The sequence below is a fragment of the Hymenobacter sp. DG01 genome, from assembly GCF_006352025.1.
Lineage (GTDB): Bacteria > Bacteroidota > Bacteroidia > Cytophagales > Hymenobacteraceae > Hymenobacter.
This window is the reverse complement of the sequence record NZ_CP040936.1, coordinates 1,576,988-1,601,765: the sequence shown is the minus strand read 5'-3', so window position 1 is coordinate 1,601,765 and position 24,778 is coordinate 1,576,988. Positions and strand designations below refer to the sequence as shown.

Genomic DNA, 24,778 nt, shown 5'->3' with positions numbered 1-24,778 from the left:
AATAAATCGGTAGCTTCGCCACATGCTAAAACGCCTTCACGTCCGCAATTTCACCGTTTTTGAGGATGCCGAATTCAACTTCAGTCCCGGCCTGAACGTGCTTGTCGGGGCTAATGGTACGGGCAAGAGCCATGTCTTGAAGCTGGGGTATGCGGTGGAGGTAGCGGCGGTAACGGTGGGTCGATCTTCACGGCTGCGGACAGCAGACAAGGCTATTATCAATCATCATTGGATGATGAGCTTAATTTTCTTAGAAAAGAATTTTCGAGCTGAGCATTGGCACAGTTTAGTTAGACGAGAAAGTAGTAGTGAGCCAGCTGTAATAGAATTTGAGCTGGATATTATGCAGCATGGGAGTTTTATGGTAAAAATTATACCACCCAATGATAGTGAAGATTATAAAGGGGGAATGGAATTTGACGAGCCGACACCTCCTCTAAAAAATGGAAAGTTTGACAACCCCATCTTTATCCCTGCTAAGGAGATTCTAACTATGATGCCCGATATAATTGGGCTGAGTGACCAGTATCCTGATTTACTAGATACCACCTACATCAATCTTGCCCGCAAGCTCACCATCCGCCTAAAATCCGAGCCACCCGCCGCCGCGCAGCCGGTGATACAGGCGCTCGGCGAAGCTATGGGCGGTACCATCAAGGCAGAAAACGGCCGCTTCTACCTGCAGCCATCGGAAGGGGAAGCCTTTGAAATAGGTTTGGTGGCAGAAGGATTCCGCAAGCTGGGCACTCTGGCCTACCTGCTCGGCAACGGCACCCTCACCAAGGAAACCACACTGTATTGGGACGAGCCTGAAGCCAACCTAAACCCCGCGCTGCTGCGGAAGCTGGCGGAGCTGCTGGTGCAGCTGGCCGCCCAGGGCTTTCAGATTATCCTGGCTACCCACAGTCTGTTTCTGCTCAAGGAGTTTCACATTCTGTCCCGGCAGCACCCGGCGGGCCAGGTACGCTACTTCGGCCTGAATGAGCGGCCCGGCAAAGGCGTGGAGGTAACCGCAACCAACGACCTGGAGCAGCTGCCCGACATTGCCGCCCTGGATGCGGAGCTGGATCTGGCGGATCGTTTTCAGGAAGTCTTAGACCAGGAGGATGCCGACGATAACTGAGGACCGCCTGACGTTTGATTTTCCGGGCACCTGGGTAGCGCTGAAGTACGATGAACCTGCCGGATTCTATAAGCAGCTCATCGACAGAAATTTCATCGATATAAAAGCCGTAGATATTGTAGCGGCTGATTCCGTTGCCGGGCGCTTGGTTTTATTGGAAGTAAAGGACTTTCGGGGCTACGCCGTGGCGAACCGCAGGCGCATCACATCGGGAGAACTGGCAGAAGAAGTGGGCCAGAAATTTCTGCATACCCTGAGCGCCCTCTACCTGGGCCTGCGCCTTGGGCAGCCGGAGTTTGCGCCTCTGCGTGGCTATGTGCTACCCCCGCCGGAGCACCTGGATGTGGTGCTATTCCTGGAAGAAGATACCGCCGGCCTGAGTCGTATTCAGAAGCAAAACCAGCGCACCAACCGGCAGAACCTGCTCACTAAGCTAAAGACAATGTTCAAGCCACTGAAAATCAAAGTGCATCTCTACGACCGGGCCTCCGTACCTGCACGGGCCGGTTGGACGGTGGCCTAGCAGCCGGACTCTGCCAAAGCAGAACTATGTCTCGTCTTTGGCCTCCTGGCACGGCTACGCTACCCCCGGCCCATCGGTCACAAACGGATCGGCCGAACCCGCTTCGCGGCCCATTTCCTCAGCGGCCAGGGTAAAGTAGAGCGTCCAACCGGGCTGCTGGCCCTGGGTGCCGTGGGCGTCGAAGTAGCTAAACACGTGGCACACGCTGCAGCGCCGGCCCCACACCGTCACGAAGGTGCCCTGCCCGTCGGCGCGGCCGTAGGTGGCGCGGGCATCTACCAGGGCGCCGGGGCTGAGCATCAGGGCTAGGAACTGCTGGTAATGGGCGGGGTCGAGGTTGCTGGTAACGAAGTTCTAGCGCCCGGCCCGCACCCGGCTGCGGGGGCGACCCCGGTAATCAAGGTGCTGAAACCTCTCGTAGCGGCTGGCATCCAAGGGGATAGCCGTCGCGTAGCCCTCCAGGTTCAGATAAGCTGCTAAGGAAGCATTGCGCATAAGTCAGGAATAAAAACAGGGGTAGGATACTAGCGGCCGTAAGATAAGTAAGTTGCGACGGACGCCGCGAGGGCAGGCCGCGGGCCGCAACGCCCGGCCGGTTTCTGCGTCCTTGTCCGCTACCTTGGCACCTGAACTACCCCTTTTCCTGTATTCATGACGAACTCCTACCCCTCCCGGCTGGTGCTGGCGGCGGCTGTGGCGGGCCTGGCGGCCCTCGGCGCCTGCAACTCCGGCTCCAAGCCCACCTCTGGCACCCCCGAAACCGTTGATGCCGACTTTGACCGGTATAAGCAGCGCTTCATTGACTCCTTGTGGTACTATAACCCCGAATGGGCCTCCTCGGCCGGCTACCACCGCTACGATTCCCTGCTGGTAATTCCTAACGCCGGCCGCCGCCAGACGGAGGCCGCCGCCCTGGCGCGCCGTCGCCAGGAAATGGAAATCTTCAAGGTTGAGGATCTGTCGGTAAACAACCAGACCGACTACCGCCTGCTGCAGAACTACCTGGAATCGGCCCGCTTCTACGCCGATACTCTGCGCGACTGGCAATGGAACCCGGCTAACTACAATCTGGGCTCCTCGGTGGCCGAAATCCTGAACGGCCGCTACCACCCCCTCGACCGCCGCCTGCGCGCCATCAGCAGCAAAATCAGCCGCGCCGCCGACTACTACGAGGCCGCTAAGCAGAACATCCAGACGCCCACCCGCGAGCATACCAACCTGGCCATTCTGCAAAACCAGGGCGGGTTGGCCGTGTTCGGTCAGGCCCTGCAGGATTCGGTGGCGAAGTCGGGGCTGACGGCCCAGGAGAAGAAGGACCTGCAGAGCCGCATTGCTACCACCCGCCTCGTGATGGAAGGCTACGTGCGCTTTCTGCAGCAGGAGGTGCTGCCGGCCAGCAAGTTCCGGAGCTTCCGCATCGGCAAGCCCCTGTTTGACCGCAAGTTCGCCCTGGATATTCAGTCCACCTACTCCGCCGACCAGGTGTACCAAAAGGCCCAGCAGCACCGCCAGGAGCTGCTCCGCGACATGGGCAAGCGCGCCGCCCGCCTCTGGCCCAAGTACTTCCCTGGCCAGACCGCGCCCACCGATTCCGTAGCCCTGATCAAGCAGGTTATCGGTAAGCTCTCCGAGAAGCACGCTACCCCCGCCGGCTTCGTGCAGGCCGTGAAGGACCAGATGCCTACCCTCGTGAAGTGGGTGGATGATCATAAGCTGCTCACCCAGGACCCCACCAAGCCCCTGGTAGTACGCGAAACGCCCCTATACATGCGCGGCAGCGGCGCCGGGGCCAGCATTTCGGCCCCCGGCCCCTACGATAAGGCTGCCAATACCTATTATAACGTGGAGCCTCTGGATGGGCAAACGGCGGCCCAGGCCGAAAGCTACCTGCGCGAGTACAACCAGTACACCCTCCAGATTCTTAACATCCACGAAGCCATTCCGGGCCACTACACCCAACTGGTGTACGCCAACCGTAGCCCCTCGCTGGTGAAGTCCATCTTCGGCAACGGGGCCATGATTGAGGGCTGGGCCGTGTACACCGAGCGCATGATGCTGGAAAGCGGCTACGGCGGCAACACCGACGAAATCTGGCTGATGTGGGATAAGTGGAACATGCGCGTGACCCTGAACGCCATCCTCGACCACGACGTGCAGGCCGGTACCATCACCGAAACCCAGGCCGTGGCCCTGCTCCAGCGCGACGGGTTTCAGGAAGAAGCCGAGGCCCGTAACAAGTGGCGCCGCGCCACCCTGAGCCAGGTGCAGCTCAACAGCTACTTCACCGGCTCCACCGAAATCTATGATTTGCGCCAGGAGCTGAAAAAGCAGCAGGGCAGCAAGTTCGATCTGAAGTCCTTCCACGAGCAGTTCCTGAGCTACGGCAGCGCCCCCGTGAAGTACATCCGCCAGATGATGCTGAAAAGTAGCTAACCCATCAGAAGCACTGTCGTAGAAACTGAAAATCCGGCCCGAAATGGAATTTTTCGGGCCGGACTTTTTGTCTGCCGAAAAATTAAGCTAACCGGTACTGGTTGGCTGCTTCAGGCACCTTTTTCCTACCGCATGAAAGTTATTGACACGAACGACGCCGGCCTGCGCACCCTCATTCACGACTACCCCCGCGTGCTGGCCAAATTCACTTCCGAGAACTGTGAGGTGTGCGACCTGCTGGCTCCGCCCTTCGAGCGGTTTTCCATGGACGAACGGTTCCAGAAAACGGTTTTCCTGCGTCTTGACTCAGATGAAAACCCCGTGGCCCGCAAAATGATGGACGCCAAAGTGGCTCCGTTCTTTGCAGCCTACTGCCGGGGCCGCCTGCTGGAATGCGACACGCTACGCAGCGAAGACGAGGTCTTGGAAATGCTGGGCAAGCTGCAAACCTGCCCCGAGCAGACCGCTTCTGCTGAAGCCTAGCTGAACGCTGCCGGCCCGGCTGCAGCGCTCCGTAGCGGTTGGAGGTAGCTGTTGAATAGTCTGACAATCAATGATAACGCCCGTTTTCTGGTGTGCGGCACGCTGGGAGACGGGCGTTTTTCGTGCGGCATATTCACTCTGCCAGACCAGTGAAAGTGCCATTGGGCGCGGCTGGTTAGGTGGGCGCTTGTAGTTTTGCGCTTATGTTTTTCGTTCTGTCCAAGCTGCTGGATTTTGTTTTGTCGCCTACGCTGTGGCTGGTGGGGCTGCTGGTGCTGGCCTTGATATTGCGCAAGTCGCCCTGGGGCCACCGGCTGAAAGTGGCCGCCCTGGTGCTGGCCCTGGTGCTCACCAATGGGGCGCTGGTAAACGAGGCCCTGCTGGCTTGGGAGGTGCCCCCAGTAGCCCTGCAGCAACTAGGGAGCCACGATGCCGGGGTGCTGCTGACGGGCATCACCAAGGGCCGCAAGTCGCCCCACGACCGGGTGTACGTGGAGCAGGGCGCCGACCGGCTGCTGCACACGCTATGGCTGTACCGCGCGGGCCGTATCCGGAAGATCATCGTGTCAGGCGGGTCGGGGGCCCTGGGTGGCCCCAAAACCCGCACCGAAGCCGAGGAGCTGGGGATTCTGCTGCGGCTGGCCGGCGTGCCCCGCCAGGATATTCTGCTGGAAACCCGCAGCCGCAACACCCGCGAAAACGCCCTCAACACCCAGAGCCTGCTGGCGCGGAACCCCGAAATAAAGTCCATCGTGCTGATTACCTCCGCTTTTCATGAGCGCCGGGCCTTGGGCTGCTTCCGGGGGGTAGGGCTGCACCCGGCTGCTTTTCCGGCTTCCTACTACTCCATGGACCGGCAGCCTACACTCACCTACTGGCTGATTCCCTCGGATGATGCCCCTCGCCTCTGGGGTATTCTGGTGCACGAAATAGCCGGGTACCTGGTGTACCAGGTACGGGGCTACCTGGCGTAATCACGCCCAACCGGCTCAGTGCCTGCCTACCCCCTGAATCAACCCAAACTCTTCCGCCCGCCCGGTCGGATGCCTTTGGCGTTGGACTGGGCGGGCGGCACCGGGCTGGCCGGTGGCTACACGCCGCTGGGGCCGAACCGCTCGGTCCGGATGTGTTCCGGGGGCACGCCCTGGGCAGCCAGGCCAGTGGCAGCGGCTTCTACCAGCCCGTTTGGCCCGCAGATAAAGCACTCGGGCGGGGTAGGAAACCGGCTCAACACTTCGGTTAGCATGTCCGCATCGGGGCGCCGCCGGTAGCCGATCCAGCCCTCCGGGGCCTGGCGGGTGAATGTGGGCAGCAAGGTAAACAAGGCATCAGCGGCGGCCATGGCCTGCAGCTCGGGCCCATAAATCACGTCGTCGGGTGTCCGGATGCTGTACAGCAGTACGGTGGGGTTGCGCAGGCCCGCTTGCTGGCGGTGGCGCAGCATGGCCATCAGGGGCACCACTCCCGAGCCGCCGGCTACTAGCAGCAGGGGCCCGGCCTGGGGCGTAGCTTCCCACACGAAATACCCACCAATAGGACCGCGCACTTCCAGCTGGTCGCCGGCTTGCACGCCCTCAAAGAGGTAGCCCGATACTTCACCTTCCTCTATCAGCTCCACGGTAAGGGCAATCTGGCCGGTTTGCTCGGGTGGGGAGGCAATGGAGTAGCTGCGCAGGGCCTGGTAGCCGTCGGGGGCGGTGAGGCGCAGGGTATAGTGCTGGCCGGCGCGGTGGGGCTGCCAGGCGGGTAGGCGCAATACAAACGTTTTGACGCGGGGCGTTTCCGGCACTACGGCCTCCACGGTGGCCAGCTGCCATTCCAGGCGGCTCATCGGGTGCCGGCGGACAGGTCCTCGTCATCATCGAGGTAGCGCTGCTCCTTCCATGGGTCGCCGTACATGCTGTAGCCGGCCCGCTCCCAGAATCCAGGCGCGTCTTCGGCCAGCAGCTCCAGGCGCTGCACCCACTTGGCACTTTTCCAGAAGTAGAGGTGAGGCACTACCAATCGGGCCGGGCCGCCGTGGTCGGGTGCCAGGGGCTTGCCATCGTACTCCAGCCCAATAAAGGCCTTGCCGCCCAGCAGGTCGGCCAGGGGCAGGTTGGTGGTGTAGCCCCCGTAGCAGTGGGCCATTACATAGCGAGCCTCGGGAGTAGGGCCCGCCAGGGCTAGCAGCGTATCCAGGCTCACGCCGCGCCACTGGGTGCCAAACTTCGACCACTGAGTTACGCAGTGAATATCCACCGTGAAATCCTGCTGGGGCAGGGCGTTAAACCCGGCCCAGCTCCAGTGCTGCGGCTGCGCTACCAGTCCATCCAGCCCGAATGCCCATTTGGTGGTGCCGATGCGGGGAGTGGGCCCGGCACTGAGCACCGGAAAATCCTGGGTTTCGTACTGGCCGGGGGGTAGCACATGCTGGCTGGCGGGCCGCTTGCGCTGAAAGCCCCGGTTGAAGAAGGGGTTCTGCATAGCAAAGGGGGTAGGGCGGCGCCGGACGGAGGCAGCTGGTTCTGTCGGGCTCCGGTGCAATAGTCCAAACGAACCCTAAACCTTTGGGGCTCCGGCTTGGTTTTTCTGTCTTCTGCTTCCTGGCAAAACAGCCGGCAGCGCAGAAGGCCCACCGCGGCCAAAAACCGCTCATACGGGGCGGGGCCGCTACCCAACGCTTTTTCTTTCGTTTTTGCTATGACTACCACGCCGCTTGCCAACCTCACCCTCTCGGTGCTGGATCTGGCCGCCATCCGGGCCGGCTACACCGCCGCCGATACGTTTCGCAACACTGTGGACCTGGCCCGCCACGCCGAGCAGTGGGGCTACCGGCGCTACTGGCTGGCCGAGCACCACAACATGGCCAGCATTGCCTCCTCGGCCACATCCATTCTGATTGGGCACGTAGCCGGAGCTACTTCTACCATCCGGGTTGGCTCGGGGGGCATTATGCTGCCCAACCACGCCCCCCTGGTTATTGCCGAGCAGTTCGGCACGCTGGCCTCGCTCTACCCCGGCCGCATTGACCTGGGCCTGGGCCGCGCCCCCGGCACCGACCAGCTCACGGCCATGGCCCTGCGGCGCGACCAGCATACGGCCGCCAACGACTTCCCCCAGAACGTGCAGGAGCTGCAAACCTATCTTTCGGCCGAAAACCGGGGTAGCCGGGTGCGGGCCGTGCCGGGCGAAGGGCTCGATATTCCCATCTGGCTGCTGGGCTCCAGCACTTACAGTGCTCAGCTGGCGGCTATGCTGGGCCTGCCGTTCGCCTTCGCCAGCCACTTTGCGCCCACGTATCTGCACGAAGCTCTGCGCCTGTACCGCAACAACTTCCGGCCTTCGGCCCAGCTTTCGGAGTCCTATGCTATGGCCTGCGTGAATGTTATTGCGGCCGATACCGATGAGGAAGCCGAGCGCCTGGCTACCTCATTCTATGTGTTTGCCCTGGGCATCATCCGGGGTACTACGTTCCCGCTCCAGCCCCCGCTGGACACCATGGACGGCTACTGGACCGACTACGAGGAGGCCGCCGTGCGCCAGATGATGACCTACGTGTTTATTGGTGGCCCCGAAACCCTGGCCCGCAAGCTGGAAGCCTTCCGGGCGCAAACCCAGGTGCAGGAGCTGATGGTGGTGTCGCACATCTACGACCCTGCCGCCCGCCTGCGCTCCTACGAAATCCTGGCCGAGCTGGCCGGCACCGCCCGGCCGGTTGTGCCGCTAGAAGTAGTGCCCAATCAAGTGTAAGAAGTTGAACTCACGGTGTCATTCCGGGCAAAGCGAAAAACCGGGATTTTACTTTGGAAGCCAGCTCCAATTCCCCGCTTTGCTGAGGGTGAACCGAAGTGTAGGGTGTCCTTGCTTACGCAGGTACCCGAAATCAAAAAGCCCCAACCATCCGGTTGGGGCTTTTTTACTGATGGCCAAGCTTGTTTTCGGTTAGTGTCGGATTTCCAGGCGTTTGTTGATGACGGTCTGCTCCGTGACGAGCCGCACCAGGTAGAGGCCATTGGCCGCCTCGTGGGCATCCCAGTCCAGGGTCAGCCGCTCCCCGGCCTGGGCCTGCCCACTACGGATGGTTTTCATCAGCGCACCTTTCAGATCATACACACTGAGGGTGTAGCGCGTGGCCTGAGCCAGGGCTACTTCCAGGCTGATGCGGCCCTGGCCCGGGTTGGGGTAGAAGCTTACATCGGAAGCAGCCACGGTAGCCGTGGGCGCGGCCGAAGCGGCAGGCCGGGCAGCCGGCGCGGCACAGCTGCCAAGCTTGTCGCCGTGGTTAAGGTGAGCCGCTACGGCGCTGGAGCTGATTTCCAGAGTTTCGCCCTGGTGGCATACCAGCACTTTGTCGGCCTGCTTAATGCCGCGGACATTGATTACCGTAATCGTGATGGTCGCCTCGGCGGTGCAGCCAGCGGCGTTGGTAGCCACCACCGTGAACGGATAGCTGCCGGGCTTGGTGGGCGAAAGCCGGATACTGGCGCCCGTGCTGCTGCCAACTCCCATTGCCGAGTTCCAGCTCCAGCGGTAGGTAGCGGCGCCCGGAGCGGCTGCGGTCAGCACTACTCCCTGCGGCCCATAGCCCAGGTAAATAGTCTTGCCGTCGCCGCCGGTGTACACTGTGGAAGAAAGCTGCACCGCAATAGTAGGTGCTACCTGAGCCGGCAGGTCCAGCTGGCCGTCGCAGTTGCGGTCAATGCCACAGGCGTCCTTGGCGCCGGGGTTGATGCTGGCATCCTGGTCGTTGCAGTCCTGGTCGGCGGGGTAGCCGTCGCCATCGGCGTCCGGCACGATGACCGTAATAGCCACAGCGGTGGAGGTAGCCGAGAGGTTTTTGTCATCGAAAGCCTTGGCCGTGAGCGAGTAGCTGCCGGCTGCCACGCCCGTCCAGGTGAAGCTGTAGGGCGCCGTAGCATCGGAGCCCAACAGGGTAGTGCCCTGGTAGAACTCCACTTTGCTAACGCTGCCATCCGCATCGGCGGCCGTGGCTGTGAGGGTAAGGGTAGCCGGGGCCGTGAAGGTAGCCGAGGTGGGCGCGGTAAGGGTTACGGTAGGCGCTACGTTGGCGGGCGCGGCGGCGCAGCTGGTGCCTACCGTGTAGATATGGGGGGTAGCTGCCGTGTTGCGCTCCAGACCGCCGGGGCCAACCTGGTAGGTGAAGTACACGCTCAGGACAGTGCCGCTGGTTTGGTTGGGCACCGTGTAAGTAAAGTCGCCGGCCGGGTTTTTAGTCATGCCATAGCCGGGCCCGTTCACGTACACAATAGCCAGGTTGCCGCCCGCCGTGGCGCCCAATGGGTGGAAGGTAAAGGTGACGCTGCTGCCATTCGTTACGGCCTTCCAGCTATAGTCGCCGTTGGGGGCCGTGCCGCAGTAGTCGCCGGAGCCGCCGGGGGTAGTGCCGCCCGTAACGGTTACCGTCACCGGGGCCGAGGTAGTGGAGAGGCCGGCATTGTCGAAGGCCTTGGCCGTAAGCGAGTAAGTGCCGGCCGTGGCACCCGCCCAGGTAAACGAGTAGGGGCTGGCGGTGCTGGTGCCCAGCAGGGTAGTACCCTGGTAGAACTCTACTTTCGTGATGGTCCCGTCGGTATCAGCCGCGTTGGCCGTGAGGGTAATAGTAGCCGGAGCCGTGAAGGTAGCCGAGGCGGTGGGCGAGGTCAGGCTGACGGTGGGCGCGGCGGGCGCGGGCGTGCTGCCGCATACAGTGCCCACGGTGTAGCTGTGGGGCGCGGCCGCGGAGTTGCGCTCCGGTCCGCCGGCCCCCACCTGGTAGGTAAAGTAGAAGTTCAGGGCCTGGCCGGCCGTTTGGTTGGGCAGGGTGTAGGTGAAGTCGCCGGCGGCATTTTTGGTCATCGAGTAGCCGGGGCCGTTCACGTAGAGAATAGCCAGGTTACCGCCCGCTACCCCACCCAGGGGATGAAACGTGAAGTTTACGCTGGTACCGGTAGTGGTTACGGCGTAGCTGTAGTCGCCGCTGGGGGCGGTGGCGCAGTAGGTAACCGGAGGGAGTACCACCGGCTGGGTGTTGTAGTACACATGGTCGAAAAAGAAGTCGGCCTGCGCAGCGGGGGCGTCGCCGGCAAACATAAACGACTGCTCCAGGGTAGCCCAGTCGAGGTTGCCGAAGGCCTTAAGCGGAATGACCACCTCGTGCCACTGTCCGTCGCGCAGTAAGCCATACTGGGTGGCGCCGGCCGGGAAATCAACCCAGCCTTCCACGCCCCCGGTTTTCACCCCAAACTTGAACTGCCCGGTGTAGGACGTCTTGAACTGAAACTTCAGGGAGCCATCCTTAAAAGCCGCCAGGTTCTTGATATCGTTGGCAATACCGAAGCCAAACCAGTTACCCGCCGCCGCGCGCAGGGCCAGCACGTTCGGACCCTCGAAGGGGGTAGGGGAGGCGATGTTGCTAAGGTTGTTCCAGATATACAGGTTGGCATCCTGCCCAAATACCAGCTTATCAGAAATCTGGGCGTTATCGGTATATACTCCGAAGTTGGGGCCAGCTATAACGTTGCTTTTCACCGTGATGCTCACCGGGGCGGAAGTCGTCGAAACCTTGCCGTTGTCTGTCACGCGGGCCGTGAGGGAGTAGGTGCCGGCCGCTACCCCGCTCCAGGTGTAGGTGTAGGGACTGGTGAAATCGGTGCCGAGCAGGGTCGTGCCGTTATAGAATTCCACCTTGTACACGCTGCCGTCGGAGTCGGTGGCGTTGGCTTCCAGCGTGATGGTAGCGGGCGTGGTAAAGCTGCCACTGGCCGCAGGCGAGGTCAGGCTCACGGCGGGGGCTACGTTGTTGGGCGCGGCCACAAACACGGTTACCGGGGCCGAGGTAGTTACTACCCCTTCGTTGTCGGTGGCCTTGGCTGTGAGGGTGTACACGCCGGGCGCTACATTAGCCCAGGTGGCGCTGTAGGGCGCGGTGGTGGCGGTGCCAATGAGGGTAAAGCCGTTGTAAAATTCCACCTTCGTCACCGAGCCATTAGCGTCGGCGGCGTTGGCCGTGAGGGTGAGGGTAGCAGGCGTGGTAATCAGGGCCTCGTTGGTGGGCGAGGTCAGGCTGACGGTGGGAGCGGGGTTGGTGGCCACGCCGCCGCTGTAGTAGATGTTGTCGAAGTAGAAATCGGCCTGGGAGCTGGCCGCGTCGCCGGCAAACATGAAGGTTTGCGTCACCGAGCCCAGGTCCCCGTTCCCAAACGCCGACATCGGAATGACTACCTCGTGCCACTGCCCGTCGCGCAGCAGGCCGTACTTGGTCGCGCCGGCGGGGAAATCAACCCAGCTTTCCCCGGCCCCCGACTTAATACCGAACTTGAACTGTCCGGCGTAGGAGGTCTTGAACTGAAATTTCAGGGAGCCCTTATCGAAGGCTACCAGGTTTTTTACCTGATTATCGACCCCGAAGCCAAACCAAGTGCCGGCGTTGGCGCGCAGGGCCAGCACTTCCTGCCCCTCGAAGGGGGTAGCGCCGGCGATGTTGGTGAGGTTGTTCCAGAGGTAGAGGTTGGCATCCTGCCCGTAGTTGAGGCGGTTGGTGATGGCCGGGTTTTCGGTGTAGATGCCAAAGTCGCCGGCTATGCTGTTGTTGGAGCCCAGGTACAGCTCGTCGCCGGGGCTTTGGTAGAGACGGATGTAGTCCACCAGCATCCGGCCGGGTAGGGGCGCTGAAATGGCGTTCTGGTCGTAGATGCCAGTGTACTGCCCGCCCACGGCCAGGTTCAGCAGAATGTACTGAGCCTGGTGAAACTCTTCCAGGTCAGCCGCTGCGGCCTTGGAAATATCAATGGCGTAGTACTCGTGCCCGTCAATGAACATCCGGATAAACTGGCTGTCCCAGCTCATGCGGTACACGTGGTAGTCGGTGGTCAGGTCGGTGGGGCTGTCGTAGTGGGTGTCGTAGGCGGCGTGGGAGTTGTTGTTTTCCCAGTGGGTAGCCCCGCCCAGGCGCCGGTTGGTGAGGCCGGCCTGAATAGCCGCTGCCGAGCCCATTTCCATAATGTCGATTTCGCCGCTGGCGGGCCAGGTGCCGCTGGCGCCCAGCGTCCAGAAAGCCGGCCACAGCCCGTTCTGCAGGTTGGGCACTTTGATGCGGGCTTCCAGGGTGCCATACTTAAACTGCACGCGCCCCAGGGTTTTCAGGCGGGCCGAGGTGAAGGCCTTACCCTGGTAGTTTTCGCGCCGGGCCTCAATGACAAGGTTCCCGTTCTCGATGCGCGCGTTTTCGGGGCGATTGGTGTAGGTTTCCAGCTCGCTGTTGCCCCAGCCGCACACGCCCTGGGCGCACCCGTCGCCCTGGTCAAAGGTCCAGGTATTGGGGTTGATGGTGGTGCTCTCAAAGTTTTCTTCCCAGACGAGCTGCTGCTGGGCCTGGGCCGGCGCCTGACTTAGCAGCAAAAGTCCGCCGAGCAAGGCCAGGCCCTGGCTACGAACCTGGCGGACATACTTGTAGAAGGTTATTTTCATACAGGTGGGATTTGGGGACAAAAAAATGGGACGGAGAGAGCGGGGTAGCCACAGCGGTTCGGCTGAGGTTCAGAAGGCAAGGCAGTAGCCGGGAAGTGGCGGGCGGCCAGTGGGATAGGCCGGGCAGGCTTTGGAAAAATTCAATAACAGCCGCTAATAATGCTAATGTATCGGCGTTTACAGGCCTTATGCAAGCGGTGTTGGTGGCTGCGCGGGTCACAATCCCTGCCTTAGGCACACGCTCATACGCTTAGCGCACAAGCAAAACCACCTGCCATCCGGGGGCAGATGGCCCGGATAGCAGGTGGTAGCAAAGGCTCCCTAACGGTTAAAAAACAAACGCCGACCCCAAGATTTTTTTACCCGGCGCCGGCAGGCTCTTCCCCGGTTGGCACGGTACCGCGCGGGAGCAAGAGTAGCAGCGGCGGCCCAGAGCAAAATCTGCGGCCGGGCGGTGCTACCCTGTTCTGCTGCGTAGAGCTTCTTTCAGGCTTAGGCGGCCCGCCGCGTCGGCAGGGTAGGCTCCACGTCCAGGGCCTTAATCTGGGCCCGGTATTCGGCGGGGAGCAGGCTTGTTTTCACCCACTGGCTCAGGGCCAGGTGCTGGGTATAGCGGTAGAGGGGTACCACCGGCTTCAGCCAGGAGCGCCGGCCCAGGTGCAGCAGCTGGTGCACCGGCTCGGGCACTACCAGCGCCTGCCCCTGCAGGAGCAGCCCGTAGCGCAGCGGCCCCAGATGCTTGCGGTACTGCTGGTAGAGGTTAGTAGTGAAGGAGCTATGCGCCAGGTTTTGGGTCAGGTGCTGGGCCCGGTCGGTAAGCCAGGCGGTGTAGGTGGTCGGCAACTCCGGAATGCCCATGCGCTGGCCTACCCGGCAAAACACGGCAAACACTTCCGCCTTCTCCAGCTCCGAAAGCGGGCGCTCCAGCAGCTCAAAAGAACGAATGGAGTAGTCGATAAGCATGTAGAGCACGTCGCGGTAGGCCCAGGCCGGGATGCGCTGCCCACGTTTGGCTTCCACCGCTTCGTGAATAGCCGTGATGGTGTCAATGGCCCGCTCGGCCCCGGCGCGGTCGGCAAATACAATCTGCCGGGCATACTCCACGGTAGAAAACAGCCGGCCCAGCGGGTCGGCGGGCAGGCGACCCGTGAAGTAGAGCCAATCCACGGCCTTGTTCACGGCAAACTCGGCGGCGGCCCCGGCAAAAATGAACAGCACCGTATCGGCCTTGCCCCAGATGGTACGGACCACCGATTCCTGATTTACGAAGTATTCCATAAGCTAGCGTAGTCGGGCAAACAAACCGGCGCGGCATCCGGTGCTATGCCCCATACATTAATGTATTGCAAATTACTTTGAAATACAAAGTAAGTACTAATTTTGCTTCTGCACCTATATTTTCTTTTGCCGGTGAACAGAAACCGCCTGACGTATGCCACTCTGAGCCTGCTTACTATAGCGTTGGGCCTGGCCTCCCGCCGGTACCAGGCCATGTTGCCCACCTGGGTGGGCGCTTACGTCGGCGACGCGCTCTGGGCTCTGCTCGTGTTCTGGCTGGTAGGGTTTAGCTGGCCCCGGTGGGGTAGGCGGCGGGCGGCGGTGGTAGCGCTAGGGTTTGCATTCCTTATTGAAGCGAGCCAACTGTACCAGGCGCCCTGGCTGAACGCCTTGCGTGCCACCACGCCCGGCCGCCTCGTGCTGGGGCAAGGCTTCCTATGGACCGACCTGCTGTGCTATACCTTGGGCGTACTGGCGGGGGTAGGGCTGGAGCGACTCTGGCAGCGCGCCAAAGCCAAGACTTCCTGAGCACGCGCGCCACGGTTCATACATAATCAAGCCACCCACCAGGCAAGCTATACACCTGCCCTGTGGGTGGCTTAATTACGGAGGAGCTTATTTTACTACAATAGCTTCCAGCTCGATAGTCAGGCCCGCGAAGAGGCCCTGAACCTCTACCATAGTGGTGGCTTGCTTGATGCCGTGCCGGGCAATCCAGGCCTGGTAGATATCGGTGCAGGTAGTGAAGAACTCCGCTACCGACGTGGTGTACACATTCAGCCGCACAATGCCCTGACACTCATACCCTGCTTCGCCGATGAGTTGCTCCAGGTTCTGGAAAACCTGCTGCAGCTGGCTGTGCATGTCGGCGGTGCTGGGGCGGCCCTCTGGGTCAATGGCTACCTGCCCGGAGCAGTAGAGCGTGCCGGCGGGCTGCTTGATTTCAACGGCTTGTACGGAGTTAGTTTGTTCTCCCCATTTCCAGGGGTCAACGGTGCGCTTTTCCATTTTGGCTTTGTAAAGAGGTATGAAAAGGTGTTTGTCACCTTCGACTCTACAAAGGTTCGGGCGCTCACTGACAGCCTTATGTCAGCATGTTTTTGGGCCCGCAAAAAAAGAATAAACCCGTTGCGCCAGCTCACGCAGGTGCTCTTCTAAAGCCGCGGGTTCTGCAATGGTTACGGCCCCCGCGTAGGGTAGCAGCCAGGTAGCCAGGTAGGGCAGGTCGCCGATGAAGAAGGTCATTTCCAGGCTGCCATCCGGCAATAGTTGCTCCTGGGTCCAGCCGTATTGGTACTTGGTATCCTGTAGGTGCTGGGCAAGGGCCGGCAGCATGGCCGCGGGTTGAAACCGCAGCACGACTTTCTCCCGGGGCCGTTGCTTGGCCTGGGCAGCCCAGTGCTGCCGCAGGGCGTCGGGGCGCGGGGTAAACACTTCCGTTAGTAGCTCCAGATGCTGAACCCGGTCCAGGCGAAAATCCCGGAACGTCTGGCGCAGCCGACAGTAGGCTACTACGTGCCATACCCGGCTTCGGTACAAGCTGACGGGCTCAACGTCGCGGGTGGAGGGGGCGGCGGTATCGGCGGACTGGTAGCGCAGGCGCACCACCCGATGCGTGGCCACAGCCATTACCAGCCGCTGATAGGCCTCGGGGGAGCCGGCCGGTTCGCGGGGACCGAGCACCTGAATATGCGGGGCCAGGGTTTCCAGATGGTCACGGTCGGGGCGGCGCAGCACGGCGCGCAGCTTGTCCATAGCGGCGCCGCTGAGGCGGGCGGTGGGCGCGTCGGTGAGGCGAGCCGCCAGCTTTTCGGCCGTGAGCAGGGCCGTGGCTTCTTCGCGGGTAAACATCACGGGCGGCAGCCGGTAGCCTTCTACCAGAGAGTAGCCTATTCCCGGTTCGCCCAGCAGGGGCACCCCGGCTTCTTCCAGGGTGCGCAGGTCGCGGTAGATGGTGCGCAAGCTCACCCCAAACTGCTCCGCCAAAGCGGGGCCGCTTACCGTGCGCTTGGCCTGCAACTGAATCAGGATAGCTGTTACGCGGTCAAATCGATTCATTACCCAGATAAAAAGGAAGTACAAGTGCGTGGGCAAACAGTGCACTACTAGCTACCGCGCAGTAAAAGTACTTGCTCTGATCTAGGTTTGACGGGTAATGAGGGGTAGGCGCACGAGAGCTGGGAACCACTGAAACCACCGGTTCCTGACCTGAAGATCTTACCGCCTCTGCCGCTACTCCACCTTTTTCTGAGCTTCCGGCTTGGTTTCTTTGGCCACCCAAATGGATTTCTGGTTGACGAACTCCCGGATGCCTAGGTGGGAAAGCTCACGGCCGTAGCCCGATTTCTTGACGCCCCCGAACGGCATTTCCGGCGACGACTTCACCATACTGTTCACGAACACGGCCCCGGCCTCTACGCGCCGCGCCAGCTGCTCGCCGCGCTGCACATCCCGCGTCCAGATGGAGCCGCCCAGCCCGAAACGGGAGTCGTTGGCAAGGCGAATGGCATCGTCGGCGTCCCTGGCTTCCAGAATAATAGCCACGGGCCCGAAAAACTCTTCCTCGTAAGCCCGTTGGCCGGGTTTCACGCGCGTGAGAATGGTAGGGCGGAACAGGGCGGTGCCCGGCTTGCTTTGGCCGCCGTGCAGCTCCACTTTGGCACCCTGCTTCACGGAGTCTTCTACCTGTTGGGTCAGCTCGTCGGCCAGATCGGGGCGGGCCAGGGGGCCGTATTGGGTGGCTTCATCCAGCGGGTCGCCGGTCTGGAAGGCCAGCAGGTGCGCTTTCATCTTCGCCACGAACTCCCGGGCTACCCCCTTCTCCACGATGAACCGTTTGGCGGCAATGCAGCTTTGGCCGGCGTTAATCATGCGGGCCTGGGCGGCGGTTTTAGCGGCAAGCTCCACATCGGCGTCGGCCAGCACAATAAAGGCATCGGAGCCGCCCAGCTCCAGCACAGTTTTTTTGATTTCGCGGCCGGCGGTGGCGGCTACCTGGGCCCCAGCCGGCTCCGAGCCGGTTAGTGTTACGGCCTTCACCCGGTCGTCCTCAATCAGCTTGCCTACCAGGTCGGAGCCAATAAGCAGGGTGCGGAAGATGGCAGGCGGAAAGCCAGCTTCGTGGAAAATCTGCTCCAGGGCCAGGGCGCACTGGGGCACGTTGGAAGCGTGCTTGAGCAAACCCACATTGCCGGCCATCAGGGCCGGGGCGGCAAAGCGCACCACCTGCCAGAACGGGAAGTTCCAGGGCATCACGGCCAGCACTACCCCAATGGGCTCGTGCGAGATAAAGCTGTGTTGTGCTTCGGTCTTGATTTCCTCGTCGGCCAGGAATTGTTCGGCATGCTCGGCGTAGTAGTCGCAGGTGAGGGCGCACTTTTGCACTTCGGCGCGGCCATCCACCACAGGCTTGCCCATTTCAAGGGCCATCAGGCGGGCCAACTCGTCCTGCCGCTCACGCAGCAAGTCGGCGGCGCGGTGCATCAGGCGGCTGCGCAGCTCGAAGGGGGTAGTGCGCCACTCGCTGAAAGCCCGGTGGGCCTGGCCCAGAATACGTTCAGTCTTGGTCCAGCTGAAGGCGCGGAAGCGGCGCTCCACCCGGCCGGTGTAAGGGTTAAAGGATTCAATAGCCATCAGGAGAGAAAAGTAGGGTGCGGGGCCCGGAATAAAGCCCCTGCGGAAAGCAAAACAAGCCAACCGGCTTTCGGGTTAAGCTCGTCCGTGGTAACTTCAACCGTAAGGCCACCGTAGCAGTACGGCCCTGGCGTGTACGTTTGCACTATTTGGGTGCCTGCGCGCCGAAGTTTAGGTTTATCCAGTACTTTCGTTTCATCTGCGGGGCATGTGGTGCTACGCCGTCCCGTTTCCTTTAGTTGCTGCCCGTGTCTGTTCCAACTCCAGAGTCAGCCGCCCTCGAAACTGAAGTTCTGCTCGTGCAACGCCTGCGCGACCGGGACGAAGGGGCCATGACCATCTTCTATGACAAATACTCCGCGGCGCTGTACGGGGTAATTCTGCGCATTGTAAAGAAAGAAGAAATTGCTGAGGACGTGCTGCAGGAGGCCATGGTCAAGATCTGGCACTCATTTCCGTCCTACGATGCCGATAAGGGCCGTTTGTTTACGTGGGTGATGAATGTGTGCCGAAATTTAGCCATCGACAAAATCCGGTCCCGGCAGTACCGCGTAGGTAGTCGTACGCAGCCCATCGAAGAAAGTGCAGCGCTGCGCCAGGCCGCCGAACCCGCGTTCCGGCCTGAGCACATTGGCCTGCAGGAAATGACGCGCCAGCTGAATCCGGAGCAGCGGCAAATCGTGGACCTGCTTTATTTCGGCGGATTTACGCAAAGCGAAGTGGCAGAAGAACTCAACCTTCCGCTCGGCACGGTAAAAACCCGCGCCCGGGCGGCCATCAAAGTACTTTCCAAATTGATTCGGTAATTGTGAATATTCAGGAGTATATCGAATCAGGTATCCTGGAGGAGTATGCACTGGGCGTACTCTCCGAGGTCGAGCGCGCCGAAGTGGAGCGCATCGCACGGGAACACCCGGAAGTTGACCGGGAGTTGAAGAATGCTATACAGGCCCTGGATGCCTACGCCGAAGCCCACGCCGTGACGCCGCCCCCCGCCATGCGCGAGCGGGTGCTGCGAGGCTGGCAGCAAGCCATCCGGGAAACCAGCCCGGCCGCCGCGGTAACCGCTAACGGCACGGGCCCGGTGGCCCCCTCCATGGTGGCTTCCTCGGCGGAAGCGGCTGGGGCTACCCCCACCACCGCCCCCGAAGCCGTGGTGCGGCAGATGCCCGCTCCGGAAAGCAACAGCGGCCGCACCCGGTGGCTGATTGCCGCTTCCGTGGCCCTGCTCATGCTCAGCGCCCTGGGCAACTTTATGCTCTATAACCGGCTGAAGGAAACCGAAGCCAACCTGGAAGTAGCCCAAACGGAGCAGTCGCGCTACGCGGCTACCCAGAAAGCGGCCCTTAACGAGCGGGACCAGCAGCTGCGGGTACTGCGCAACGAGGCCTTCCGGGCCGTGGAGCTGAAGGGTACGCCCAAGTCGCCGGATGCCCTGGCCCGCGTGTACTACAACCCGCAGACCAAGGCCGTGTACGTGGATGTCCGGAACCTGCCCGCGCCGCCGGCCGGCAAGCAGTACCAGCTTTGGGCCCTCGACAACGGTAAGCCCGTGGATGCCGGCGTACTGGCCTCCGCTACCGCCGCCGGCGACAGCATCCAGCAGATGAAGGATATTGCCAGCGCCCAGGCCTTTGCCATGACGGTAGAGGACGAAGGCGGGGTAGCCTCACCCACGCTGAGCACCATGACGGTCATCGGCAACCTCTAAGAGGAAGCGGTTTTCTGAAGCGTAAGAAAGGAGCAGGTCGTGCAAGCGGCCTGCTCCTTATCGTATCGGGCAGTTCTGCGTAAAGGGTTTTCGGCTATCTTCCAGTCATTCATAAGTCCTTCTCGTGCACGGAACCATTTTTACGCTTCTTAAGCGCTACGTTCAGACCCAGTATGACCACAGCACCTGGATTCAGCTGTTGGAAAACTCCGGGCTGGCAGCTACTGATTTCGACCACAAGCATGTGTACCCCGATGAGCACATGTACCGGCTGGTAGGCGAGGCCGCGCAGATGACCGGTATTCCGGCCCATGAGCTGCACGAAAAACTGGGCGAATACCTGGTGCCTGACCTGATGTATATGTATAAGAAACTGTTGCAGCCCGAGTGGACTACCCTGGATATGCTGGAGCATACGGAGAACACCATGCACCGGCAGGTGCGCAGTGAGCACACCGAAAACGCGCCCCCGGTTCTGAACGTGACCCGCATTGGCCCCGATGAGTTGTATATTGATTACGTTTCGAAGCGGCGCATGGGCGCGCTGGCGGTGGGTATCGTGCGCGGGGTAGCCGCATACTACGACGAGGCTGAAGTAATTCAGATAGAGCCCACCACCAGCGAAAACGGCGAGGAAGTCCGGATTCGGGTGCGCCGGATGCGCTAAGCTGCCCGGCCGCGTCAGAACAAAACTACGGTTCGGCCCAGGCCGGAACGCTCCCTTTGAATTTTCTACCCTAAATCCTTTCCCCCACCATGAGCACCTACTACAACCCCGCCGACCTGGCTAAATTTGGTAACATCACGGAGTGGCAGTCTGAAATGGGCAACAAGTTTTTTGCCTACTACGCCGAGGTATTCAAGGAAGGCGCCCTGACGGAGCGGGAAAAGGCCCTGATTGCCTTGGCCGTGGCCCACGCCGTGCAATGTCCTTACTGCATTGATGCCTACACCACCGACTCGCTCCAGAAAGGCGCCGACGAAGCTCAGATGATGGAAGCCGTGCACGTAGCCGCCGCCATTAAGGGAGGCGCCGCCCTGGTGCACGGCGTGCAGATGATGAATAAGGCCAAGGAGCTCAGTATGTAAATGCAGCAGAGGGAGGCGCCGCCCCGGCTTCGAACCACTCTCTCAGGTTGAAGGTTAGCGCTACATGATCAAGTCACTTCAGGCCCGGCAGGCCCCACTAGCCGATACCGCTTACCAGCTTACCGTTCTGACCCAGGCGGAGGCCGTGGGGGCCCAGCTGCCCGCGTTTGCGCACCGCCTGCGGGAAAGCGGCCTGCTGCCCCTGCAGCCCACCAAGCTGGGTGTGATGCAGATAAATGTAGGCAAGATGTGCAACCAGGTCTGCAAGCATTGCCACGTAGATGCCGGCCCCGACCGCACCGAAATCATGACCCGGGAAACCATGCAGCTCTGTCTGCAGGCCCTGGCCCAGACCGATATTCCGGTGGTGGACCTCACGGGCGGGGCGCCGGAAATGAATCCGGATTTCCGGTGGCTGGTAGAACAGATTTCGGCTCTGGGCCGCCAGACCATCGTGCGCTGCAACCTCACCATTATCGTGGCTAACCCCAAATACCACGATCTGCCCGAGTTCTTTGCCCGGCATCAGGTGCGGGTGGTGTCGTCGTTGCCGCACTTCTCGGCGGGCCGCACCGATGCCCAGCGCGGCGACGGTGTTTTTGGGCGCTCCATCCGGGCCCTGCAGCTGCTGAACGCGGCGGGCTACGGCGTGGAAGGCTCCGGCCTTACCCTGGATCTGGTGTACAACCCGGCGGGGGCCTTCATGCCCGGCAGCCAGGTAGGGCTGGAGCGGGAGTTCAAGCAGCGGCTGGGGCGGGAGCACGGCATCGTGTTCAACAACCTGCTTACCATTACTAATCTGCCGGTTAGCCGCTTTCTGGAGTACTTGCTGGAAAGCGGCAACTACGAAAGCTACATGCAGAAGCTGGTAGCGGCCTACAATCCTGTGGCGGCGGCCAATGTAATGTGCCGCTCCACTCTCAGCATCGGCTGGGACGGCCAGCTCTACGACTGCGACTTCAACCAGATGCTTGAACTGCCGGTAGCCAGCTCCGTGCGTCACATCCGCGACTTTCACGAGGCCACCCTGGCTGGGCGCGCCATTGTGGTCAATCAGCACTGCTACGGCTGCACCGCCGGGGCAGGCTCCAGCTGCGGCGGGGCCACTACCTAGCCGCTCCGCCCGAACACTGGTTCACCCTAAGGCCTACCCCCATGACCCACTCCCAACCCCAGGCCCGCCCGGAGCCAGATCGGCACCTGCTTATTTTCGCCCGGCGGCCGGAGCTCGGACGCGTGAAAACCCGCCTGGCCGCCGACCTCGGCGACGAGGCCGCCTTGGCGGTGTATCGCCAGCTGCTGGCCCACACGCGGGCCGCGGCTGCTCCACTGGCTGCGCACAAAATTGTGTGGCTGGCTGAGGCCGGCACCGCTGCCGCCAGTCTGCCCGACGAGTGGATCGGCTACGAGCAGCAACCCCAGCCCCCCGGCGACCTGGGTCAGAAAATGCAGGCCGCTTTTGCCCAAAGTTTTGCCTGCGGGGCCCGGGCCGTGGTAATTATCGGTACTGATTGCCCGGGTCTGACCACGGCCCACTTGTCGGACGCTTTCCGGGCCCTGGAAACGCACGATGTGGTAGTGGGCCCCGCCACCGATGGGGGCTACTACCTGCTGGGAATGAAGCAGCTCTGGCCCGATTTATTTGAGCGCAAAGCCTGGAGTACCGCCACCGTGCGGACGGCTACCCTAGCCGATGTGGAGCGGCTGCAACTGAGCCTGCACCTGCTACCCGAGTTGCGCGACGTGGATACGGCCGCCGATCTGCACACCTGGGAAGCTGCGGCCAGGTAAAACATTTGCAGCGGGTTTGCGCGTACTCTAGCGCACCCTTGAGCTTATGTGTACCTGCATGCGTATAGTTGTTTTAGTTGTGAGCGGGGCCGTGCTGAGCGCGGGTGGGCTTGCCTGCTCCTCCGATTCCGGCACCAAATCCGCCCCGGCCGCGCCCACCGTAGCGGCGGCCATCGAAAGTCCCCTGACCCGCCGGGGCGGCCCCCTGCGGCAACAGTGGGCCATGGACCCTCTCTGGGAAGATGGCAAAGCCGAGGTGGCTACGTATGAGGCCGAGCAGATGGTGCAGGGGGAAAGCCGCCGGTTTGAGTACACGTTTATTACGGCGAAAGAGGAATTCAACCAGCAGTACAACGTCAGAACCGACAGCGCCCAGCGCAAGGACATCTTTCCGGTGATGCGCAGCAGCCAGATCGGGAGTATTCCCACCGATACGTACCCGTCTCACTTCCAGACCTGCCTCTTTTTCCGGCGCGACCAACCCGTGCAGCTGCACAAGCTCACGGCCTCTACTCAGGAGTGGGGCGGCATTACCTTCAAGGCCATAACCGACGACGGGATGCAGTATGTGCAGGCCTATAACTCCTACCAAGATGGCCAGGGCACCGGCGAGCGGCAGCTGCGGCGCACCGTGCTCTTCGAGGATGCCCTGCCCTATACCCTGCGCAGCCTGCAGTTTGAGCAGCTACCCCGCTTCCAGACCGATATTTACGAGCTGCAGCAAACCAACCAGGCTACCCCGCCGGTGCTCTACCACGCCCAGGTCCGCACCGAGGACGCCTTCACGGCCGATACCCCGGAGCCCGCCTGGCGCGTGCACGTAGCCCTCACCGGCCAGAAGCAGAACGTGTACTGGTTCAGCAAAGAGTACCCCAATGTGCTGCTGCGCCAAACCACCTGGGATGGCCGTACGCTTCGCCTGAAACAGGTACGCCGTGTACCTCAGTTGCCTGCAGGCAGGACCGGTGGCCTGGCTACAGGAGATGTAAGCAAGTGAACTGTAAACCAGGCAGGTGCACAAGCCCGGTAGGGTAGCAGCAGACCCTATTCCGGGCAGCCGACACCGGCCGCAAAGCCCTGGCCGAAGGCAGTGGCCCTGATTGTCGGCTCAAAATCCCACGCCCCGGTACCGACGAGTATATTTGCCGCCCGGCGCCCAGGGTGGGCGCCGTTCTATGCCATTGTATGGGAGCTTTATTGCTTGATTTGTTACAGCGGGCCCAGCGCAGCCGCCGGGTGGTATCATTACAAACCAGTGGGGGCGCATATCTCGGCTACGTGCTCAGCCAGAACCCCGAGATGATACTCCTGCGCACCATTACGCGGCAGGGGCTGCTGACGGGCGTGCGCACGGTAGAGCTGAGCGCGGTGCTGCAGGCCCATTTCGATGACCGGTATATGCGGCTGATTGAGTTCAAGGAGCACAACCCTGAGGTGGTGTACGCCCTGCCCGCCGCGCCCGAAGGCCTGGAGCAGCAGTACCTGACCGTGTCGGCGCTGCTGCAGCGGGCCCAGGAAGCGCGCCAGCTGATTCAGCTGGAAACCCACTCCGACCACGACCTGTACGGCTTTGTTTCGCGCCTGACCGAAGACGAGCTGATGCTGGAAGTGTACACCCAGTATGGCGAGCCCGACGGCCACTCTGTGCTGGATGTGGACAGCATCCGCAGTGTTATCTGGAGCGACGAAGACACCCGGACCATTGAGCTCCTGCTCCGGCAGCAGAAACCCGAAGGCAAAGGCTAATCGGGCCGGCTGACAGGGGAGGGCCGGGTATGGCGCGTACCGCGCCGGGGTTCAGGCCCTAGCAGGGGGTAGGGCGCCTGACGTGCGGCCAGCCTGGTGTTAGTGGTGGTGATGGTGGTGCGGGTCGTGGGGCTTGCCGAACAGGTTGAGCACAGAACCAAAGATGTAGAGCCCCAGCCAGCAGAGGTAAAGCCAGTTGTAGCCCTCGGGCTGGGCGTTGCCGAGCCCCCGGATAATGAGCTGGGCCGCGCCGCTCATGATGGCTCCTACCACAGCAATGTACTGAAAGCTGTTGAGGGCGCTGGGCCGATAGAGTTTGGAGAAATCCATAGAGAAAAGGAAAACGAAACTTTTCTACGACAAACCCACTCAGAAAGTCGCAGTTCACTTAGGGAAGAAAGGCAGGCGGCGGCACCAGTGCGTATGCGTAGCCGGCAGCCACTGGCCGCCTGCGGCGCCTGCTGGAGCAAAGCTACGCCGCCCGGCCAAAAGTCGGGGCCAGGCGGCTGGCCAGGCTGGG

Annotated in this window: 25 protein-coding genes and 1 pseudogene; 16 read left to right on the top strand and 10 right to left on the bottom strand. The window is 61.6% G+C overall.

The window, feature by feature from the left end; genetic code table 11:
• Positions 1–22: 22 nt before the first annotated feature.
• The 3 genes and pseudogenes from FGZ14_RS22330 to FGZ14_RS06865 form a co-directional block, all read left to right on the top strand.
• Positions 23–88: pseudogene (locus FGZ14_RS22330) on the top strand (hypothetical protein); the annotation flags it as partial.
• Positions 89–493: 405 nt separating this feature from the next.
• Positions 494–1,123, top strand: coding sequence for an ATP/GTP-binding protein (locus FGZ14_RS21700; protein ID WP_180754321.1), 630 nt, complete (start codon positions 494–496; stop codon positions 1,121–1,123).
• The gene (locus tag FGZ14_RS06865; protein WP_139922601.1) at positions 1,107–1,646 is read left to right on the top strand and encodes a hypothetical protein; all 540 of its coding nucleotides are present in this window, start codon (positions 1,107–1,109) and stop codon (positions 1,644–1,646) included. The genes FGZ14_RS21700 and FGZ14_RS06865 overlap by 17 nt, the downstream gene beginning before the upstream one ends.
• 54 nt (positions 1,647–1,700) lie before the next feature.
• Here the strand turns inward: FGZ14_RS06865 and FGZ14_RS06860 are convergent, their stop codons facing one another.
• Together FGZ14_RS06860 and FGZ14_RS21695 are read right to left on the bottom strand one after the other, a co-directional pair.
• Positions 1,701–1,946 (bottom strand): hypothetical protein, encoded by a 246-nt coding sequence (locus tag FGZ14_RS06860; protein ID WP_139922599.1) that lies wholly within the window; start codon positions 1,944–1,946, stop codon positions 1,701–1,703.
• Between the two features lie 54 nt (positions 1,947–2,000).
• Entirely contained in the window at positions 2,001–2,141 is a 141-nt protein-coding gene (locus tag FGZ14_RS21695; protein ID WP_180754517.1) for a hypothetical protein, read from the bottom strand.
• Between the two features lie 156 nt (positions 2,142–2,297).
• On the opposite strand from FGZ14_RS21695, the gene FGZ14_RS06855 reads away from it, so the two are divergent.
• The 3 genes from FGZ14_RS06855 (at position 2,298) to FGZ14_RS06845 (ending at position 5,536) form a co-directional block, all read left to right on the top strand.
• Entirely contained in the window at positions 2,298–4,079 is a 1,782-nt protein-coding gene (locus FGZ14_RS06855; protein ID WP_139922597.1) for a DUF885 domain-containing protein, read from the top strand.
• A gap of 132 nt (positions 4,080–4,211) precedes the next feature.
• Complete coding sequence (locus tag FGZ14_RS06850) at positions 4,212–4,562, top strand: thioredoxin family protein (RefSeq protein ID WP_139922595.1); 351 nt, start codon at positions 4,212–4,214, stop codon at positions 4,560–4,562.
• A 203-nt stretch (positions 4,563–4,765) separates the two neighbouring features.
• Entirely contained in the window at positions 4,766–5,536 is a 771-nt protein-coding gene (locus FGZ14_RS06845) for a YdcF family protein (RefSeq protein WP_139922592.1), read from the top strand.
• 116 nt (positions 5,537–5,652) lie between these two features.
• Here FGZ14_RS06845 and FGZ14_RS06840 read toward each other — a convergent pair whose 3' ends face one another.
• Positions 5,653–6,393, bottom strand: a complete 741-nt coding sequence (locus FGZ14_RS06840) for a ferredoxin reductase (RefSeq protein WP_139922591.1) — start codon at positions 6,391–6,393, stop codon at positions 5,653–5,655.
• Positions 6,390–7,028 (bottom strand): sulfite oxidase-like oxidoreductase, encoded by a 639-nt coding sequence (locus FGZ14_RS06835; RefSeq protein WP_139922589.1) that lies wholly within the window; start codon positions 7,026–7,028, stop codon positions 6,390–6,392. Before FGZ14_RS06835 ends, FGZ14_RS06840 begins: the two co-directional genes overlap by 4 nt.
• A 216-nt stretch (positions 7,029–7,244) precedes the next feature.
• Between FGZ14_RS06835 and FGZ14_RS06830 the strand changes: the two genes are divergently transcribed.
• On the top strand, positions 7,245–8,294 hold the full coding sequence (locus FGZ14_RS06830) for an LLM class flavin-dependent oxidoreductase (protein WP_139922587.1): 1,050 nt from the start codon (positions 7,245–7,247) through the stop codon (positions 8,292–8,294).
• A gap of 192 nt (positions 8,295–8,486) precedes the next feature.
• Here FGZ14_RS06830 and FGZ14_RS06825 read toward each other — a convergent pair whose 3' ends face one another.
• Both FGZ14_RS06825 and FGZ14_RS06820 read right to left on the bottom strand, forming a co-directional pair.
• A complete protein-coding gene (locus tag FGZ14_RS06825) occupies positions 8,487–13,010 on the bottom strand; it encodes an Ig-like domain-containing protein (protein WP_139922586.1) in 4,524 nt (1,507 codons plus the stop codon).
• Positions 13,011–13,502: 492 nt separating this feature from the next.
• Positions 13,503–14,288: an oxygenase MpaB family protein gene (locus tag FGZ14_RS06820; RefSeq protein ID WP_139922584.1), complete on the bottom strand. Its 786-nt coding sequence runs from the start codon at positions 14,286–14,288 to the stop codon at positions 13,503–13,505.
• A gap of 132 nt (positions 14,289–14,420) precedes the next feature.
• On the opposite strand from FGZ14_RS06820, the gene FGZ14_RS06815 reads away from it, so the two are divergent.
• Positions 14,421–14,816 carry a DUF2809 domain-containing protein gene (locus FGZ14_RS06815; protein WP_257883363.1) on the top strand — a complete coding sequence of 132 codons (396 nt, stop codon included), beginning with the start codon at positions 14,421–14,423 and terminating at the stop codon, positions 14,814–14,816.
• Positions 14,817–14,903: 87 nt separating this feature from the next.
• Here FGZ14_RS06815 and FGZ14_RS06810 read toward each other — a convergent pair whose 3' ends face one another.
• The 3 genes from FGZ14_RS06810 to FGZ14_RS06800 form a co-directional block, all read right to left on the bottom strand.
• The gene (locus tag FGZ14_RS06810) at positions 14,904–15,296 is read right to left on the bottom strand and encodes a RidA family protein (RefSeq protein ID WP_139922583.1); all 393 of its coding nucleotides are present in this window, start codon (positions 15,294–15,296) and stop codon (positions 14,904–14,906) included.
• An 81-nt stretch (positions 15,297–15,377) separates the two neighbouring features.
• Positions 15,378–16,346, bottom strand: a complete 969-nt coding sequence (locus FGZ14_RS06805) for a YafY family protein (protein WP_139922581.1) — start codon at positions 16,344–16,346, stop codon at positions 15,378–15,380.
• Between the two features lie 174 nt (positions 16,347–16,520).
• Complete coding sequence (locus FGZ14_RS06800) at positions 16,521–17,921, bottom strand: NAD-dependent succinate-semialdehyde dehydrogenase (RefSeq protein ID WP_139922579.1); 1,401 nt, start codon at positions 17,919–17,921, stop codon at positions 16,521–16,523.
• A gap of 248 nt (positions 17,922–18,169) precedes the next feature.
• On the opposite strand from FGZ14_RS06800, the gene FGZ14_RS06795 reads away from it, so the two are divergent.
• The 8 genes from FGZ14_RS06795 to FGZ14_RS06760 all read left to right on the top strand — a co-directional run bounded on the left by FGZ14_RS06795 (position 18,170) and on the right by FGZ14_RS06760 (position 24,258).
• Entirely contained in the window at positions 18,170–18,727 is a 558-nt protein-coding gene (locus tag FGZ14_RS06795) for an RNA polymerase sigma factor (RefSeq protein ID WP_257883362.1), read from the top strand.
• Positions 18,728–18,729: 2 nt separating this feature from the next.
• Positions 18,730–19,632 (top strand): anti-sigma factor domain-containing protein, encoded by a 903-nt coding sequence (locus tag FGZ14_RS06790; RefSeq protein WP_139922573.1) that lies wholly within the window; start codon positions 18,730–18,732, stop codon positions 19,630–19,632.
• A gap of 124 nt (positions 19,633–19,756) precedes the next feature.
• Entirely contained in the window at positions 19,757–20,299 is a 543-nt protein-coding gene (locus FGZ14_RS06785; RefSeq protein WP_139922571.1) for a heme NO-binding domain-containing protein, read from the top strand.
• An 89-nt stretch (positions 20,300–20,388) separates the two neighbouring features.
• Complete coding sequence (locus FGZ14_RS06780) at positions 20,389–20,721, top strand: arsenosugar biosynthesis-associated peroxidase-like protein (protein WP_139922567.1); 333 nt, start codon at positions 20,389–20,391, stop codon at positions 20,719–20,721.
• A gap of 67 nt (positions 20,722–20,788) precedes the next feature.
• Entirely contained in the window at positions 20,789–21,835 is a 1,047-nt protein-coding gene (gene arsS / locus FGZ14_RS06775) for an arsenosugar biosynthesis radical SAM (seleno)protein ArsS (RefSeq protein ID WP_139926038.1), read from the top strand.
• 41 nt (positions 21,836–21,876) lie between these two features.
• The gene (locus FGZ14_RS06770; RefSeq protein WP_139922564.1) at positions 21,877–22,512 is read left to right on the top strand and encodes a TIGR04282 family arsenosugar biosynthesis glycosyltransferase; all 636 of its coding nucleotides are present in this window, start codon (positions 21,877–21,879) and stop codon (positions 22,510–22,512) included.
• A gap of 58 nt (positions 22,513–22,570) precedes the next feature.
• A complete protein-coding gene (locus tag FGZ14_RS06765; protein WP_139922562.1) occupies positions 22,571–23,509 on the top strand; it encodes a hypothetical protein in 939 nt (312 codons plus the stop codon).
• A 188-nt stretch (positions 23,510–23,697) separates the two neighbouring features.
• Positions 23,698–24,258, top strand: a complete 561-nt coding sequence (locus FGZ14_RS06760) for a hypothetical protein (RefSeq protein ID WP_219601067.1) — start codon at positions 23,698–23,700, stop codon at positions 24,256–24,258.
• Positions 24,259–24,357: 99 nt separating this feature from the next.
• On the opposite strand, the gene FGZ14_RS06755 is transcribed toward FGZ14_RS06760, so the two are convergent.
• The gene (locus FGZ14_RS06755) at positions 24,358–24,588 is read right to left on the bottom strand and encodes a hypothetical protein (protein WP_139922557.1); all 231 of its coding nucleotides are present in this window, start codon (positions 24,586–24,588) and stop codon (positions 24,358–24,360) included.
• Between the last annotated feature and the right edge of the window lie 190 nt (positions 24,589–24,778).

Coding starts and splice junctions, on each gene's coding strand:
- FGZ14_RS21700 (WP_180754321.1), top strand. CDS start 494: ATGATGCCCGATATAATTGGGCTGAGTGACCAGTATCCTGATTTACTA.
- FGZ14_RS06865 (WP_139922601.1), top strand. CDS start 1,107: ATGCCGACGATAACTGAGGACCGCCTGACGTTTGATTTTCCGGGCACC.
- FGZ14_RS06860 (WP_139922599.1), bottom strand. CDS start 1,946: ATGCTCAGCCCCGGCGCCCTGGTAGATGCCCGCGCCACCTACGGCCGC.
- FGZ14_RS21695 (WP_180754517.1), bottom strand. CDS start 2,141: ATGCGCAATGCTTCCTTAGCAGCTTATCTGAACCTGGAGGGCTACGCG.
- FGZ14_RS06855 (WP_139922597.1), top strand. CDS start 2,298: ATGACGAACTCCTACCCCTCCCGGCTGGTGCTGGCGGCGGCTGTGGCG.
- FGZ14_RS06850 (WP_139922595.1), top strand. CDS start 4,212: ATGAAAGTTATTGACACGAACGACGCCGGCCTGCGCACCCTCATTCAC.
- FGZ14_RS06845 (WP_139922592.1), top strand. CDS start 4,766: ATGTTTTTCGTTCTGTCCAAGCTGCTGGATTTTGTTTTGTCGCCTACG.
- FGZ14_RS06840 (WP_139922591.1), bottom strand. CDS start 6,393: ATGAGCCGCCTGGAATGGCAGCTGGCCACCGTGGAGGCCGTAGTGCCG.
- FGZ14_RS06835 (WP_139922589.1), bottom strand. CDS start 7,028: ATGCAGAACCCCTTCTTCAACCGGGGCTTTCAGCGCAAGCGGCCCGCC.
- FGZ14_RS06830 (WP_139922587.1), top strand. CDS start 7,245: ATGACTACCACGCCGCTTGCCAACCTCACCCTCTCGGTGCTGGATCTG.
- FGZ14_RS06825 (WP_139922586.1), bottom strand. CDS start 13,010: ATGAAAATAACCTTCTACAAGTATGTCCGCCAGGTTCGTAGCCAGGGC.
- FGZ14_RS06820 (WP_139922584.1), bottom strand. CDS start 14,288: ATGGAATACTTCGTAAATCAGGAATCGGTGGTCCGTACCATCTGGGGC.
- FGZ14_RS06810 (WP_139922583.1), bottom strand. CDS start 15,296: ATGGAAAAGCGCACCGTTGACCCCTGGAAATGGGGAGAACAAACTAAC.
- FGZ14_RS06805 (WP_139922581.1), bottom strand. CDS start 16,346: ATGAATCGATTTGACCGCGTAACAGCTATCCTGATTCAGTTGCAGGCC.
- FGZ14_RS06800 (WP_139922579.1), bottom strand. CDS start 17,921: ATGGCTATTGAATCCTTTAACCCTTACACCGGCCGGGTGGAGCGCCGC.
- FGZ14_RS06780 (WP_139922567.1), top strand. CDS start 20,389: ATGAGCACCTACTACAACCCCGCCGACCTGGCTAAATTTGGTAACATC.
- FGZ14_RS06770 (WP_139922564.1), top strand. CDS start 21,877: ATGACCCACTCCCAACCCCAGGCCCGCCCGGAGCCAGATCGGCACCTG.
- FGZ14_RS06765 (WP_139922562.1), top strand. CDS start 22,571: ATGCGTATAGTTGTTTTAGTTGTGAGCGGGGCCGTGCTGAGCGCGGGT.
- FGZ14_RS06760 (WP_219601067.1), top strand. CDS start 23,698: ATGGGAGCTTTATTGCTTGATTTGTTACAGCGGGCCCAGCGCAGCCGC.
- FGZ14_RS06755 (WP_139922557.1), bottom strand. CDS start 24,588: ATGGATTTCTCCAAACTCTATCGGCCCAGCGCCCTCAACAGCTTTCAG.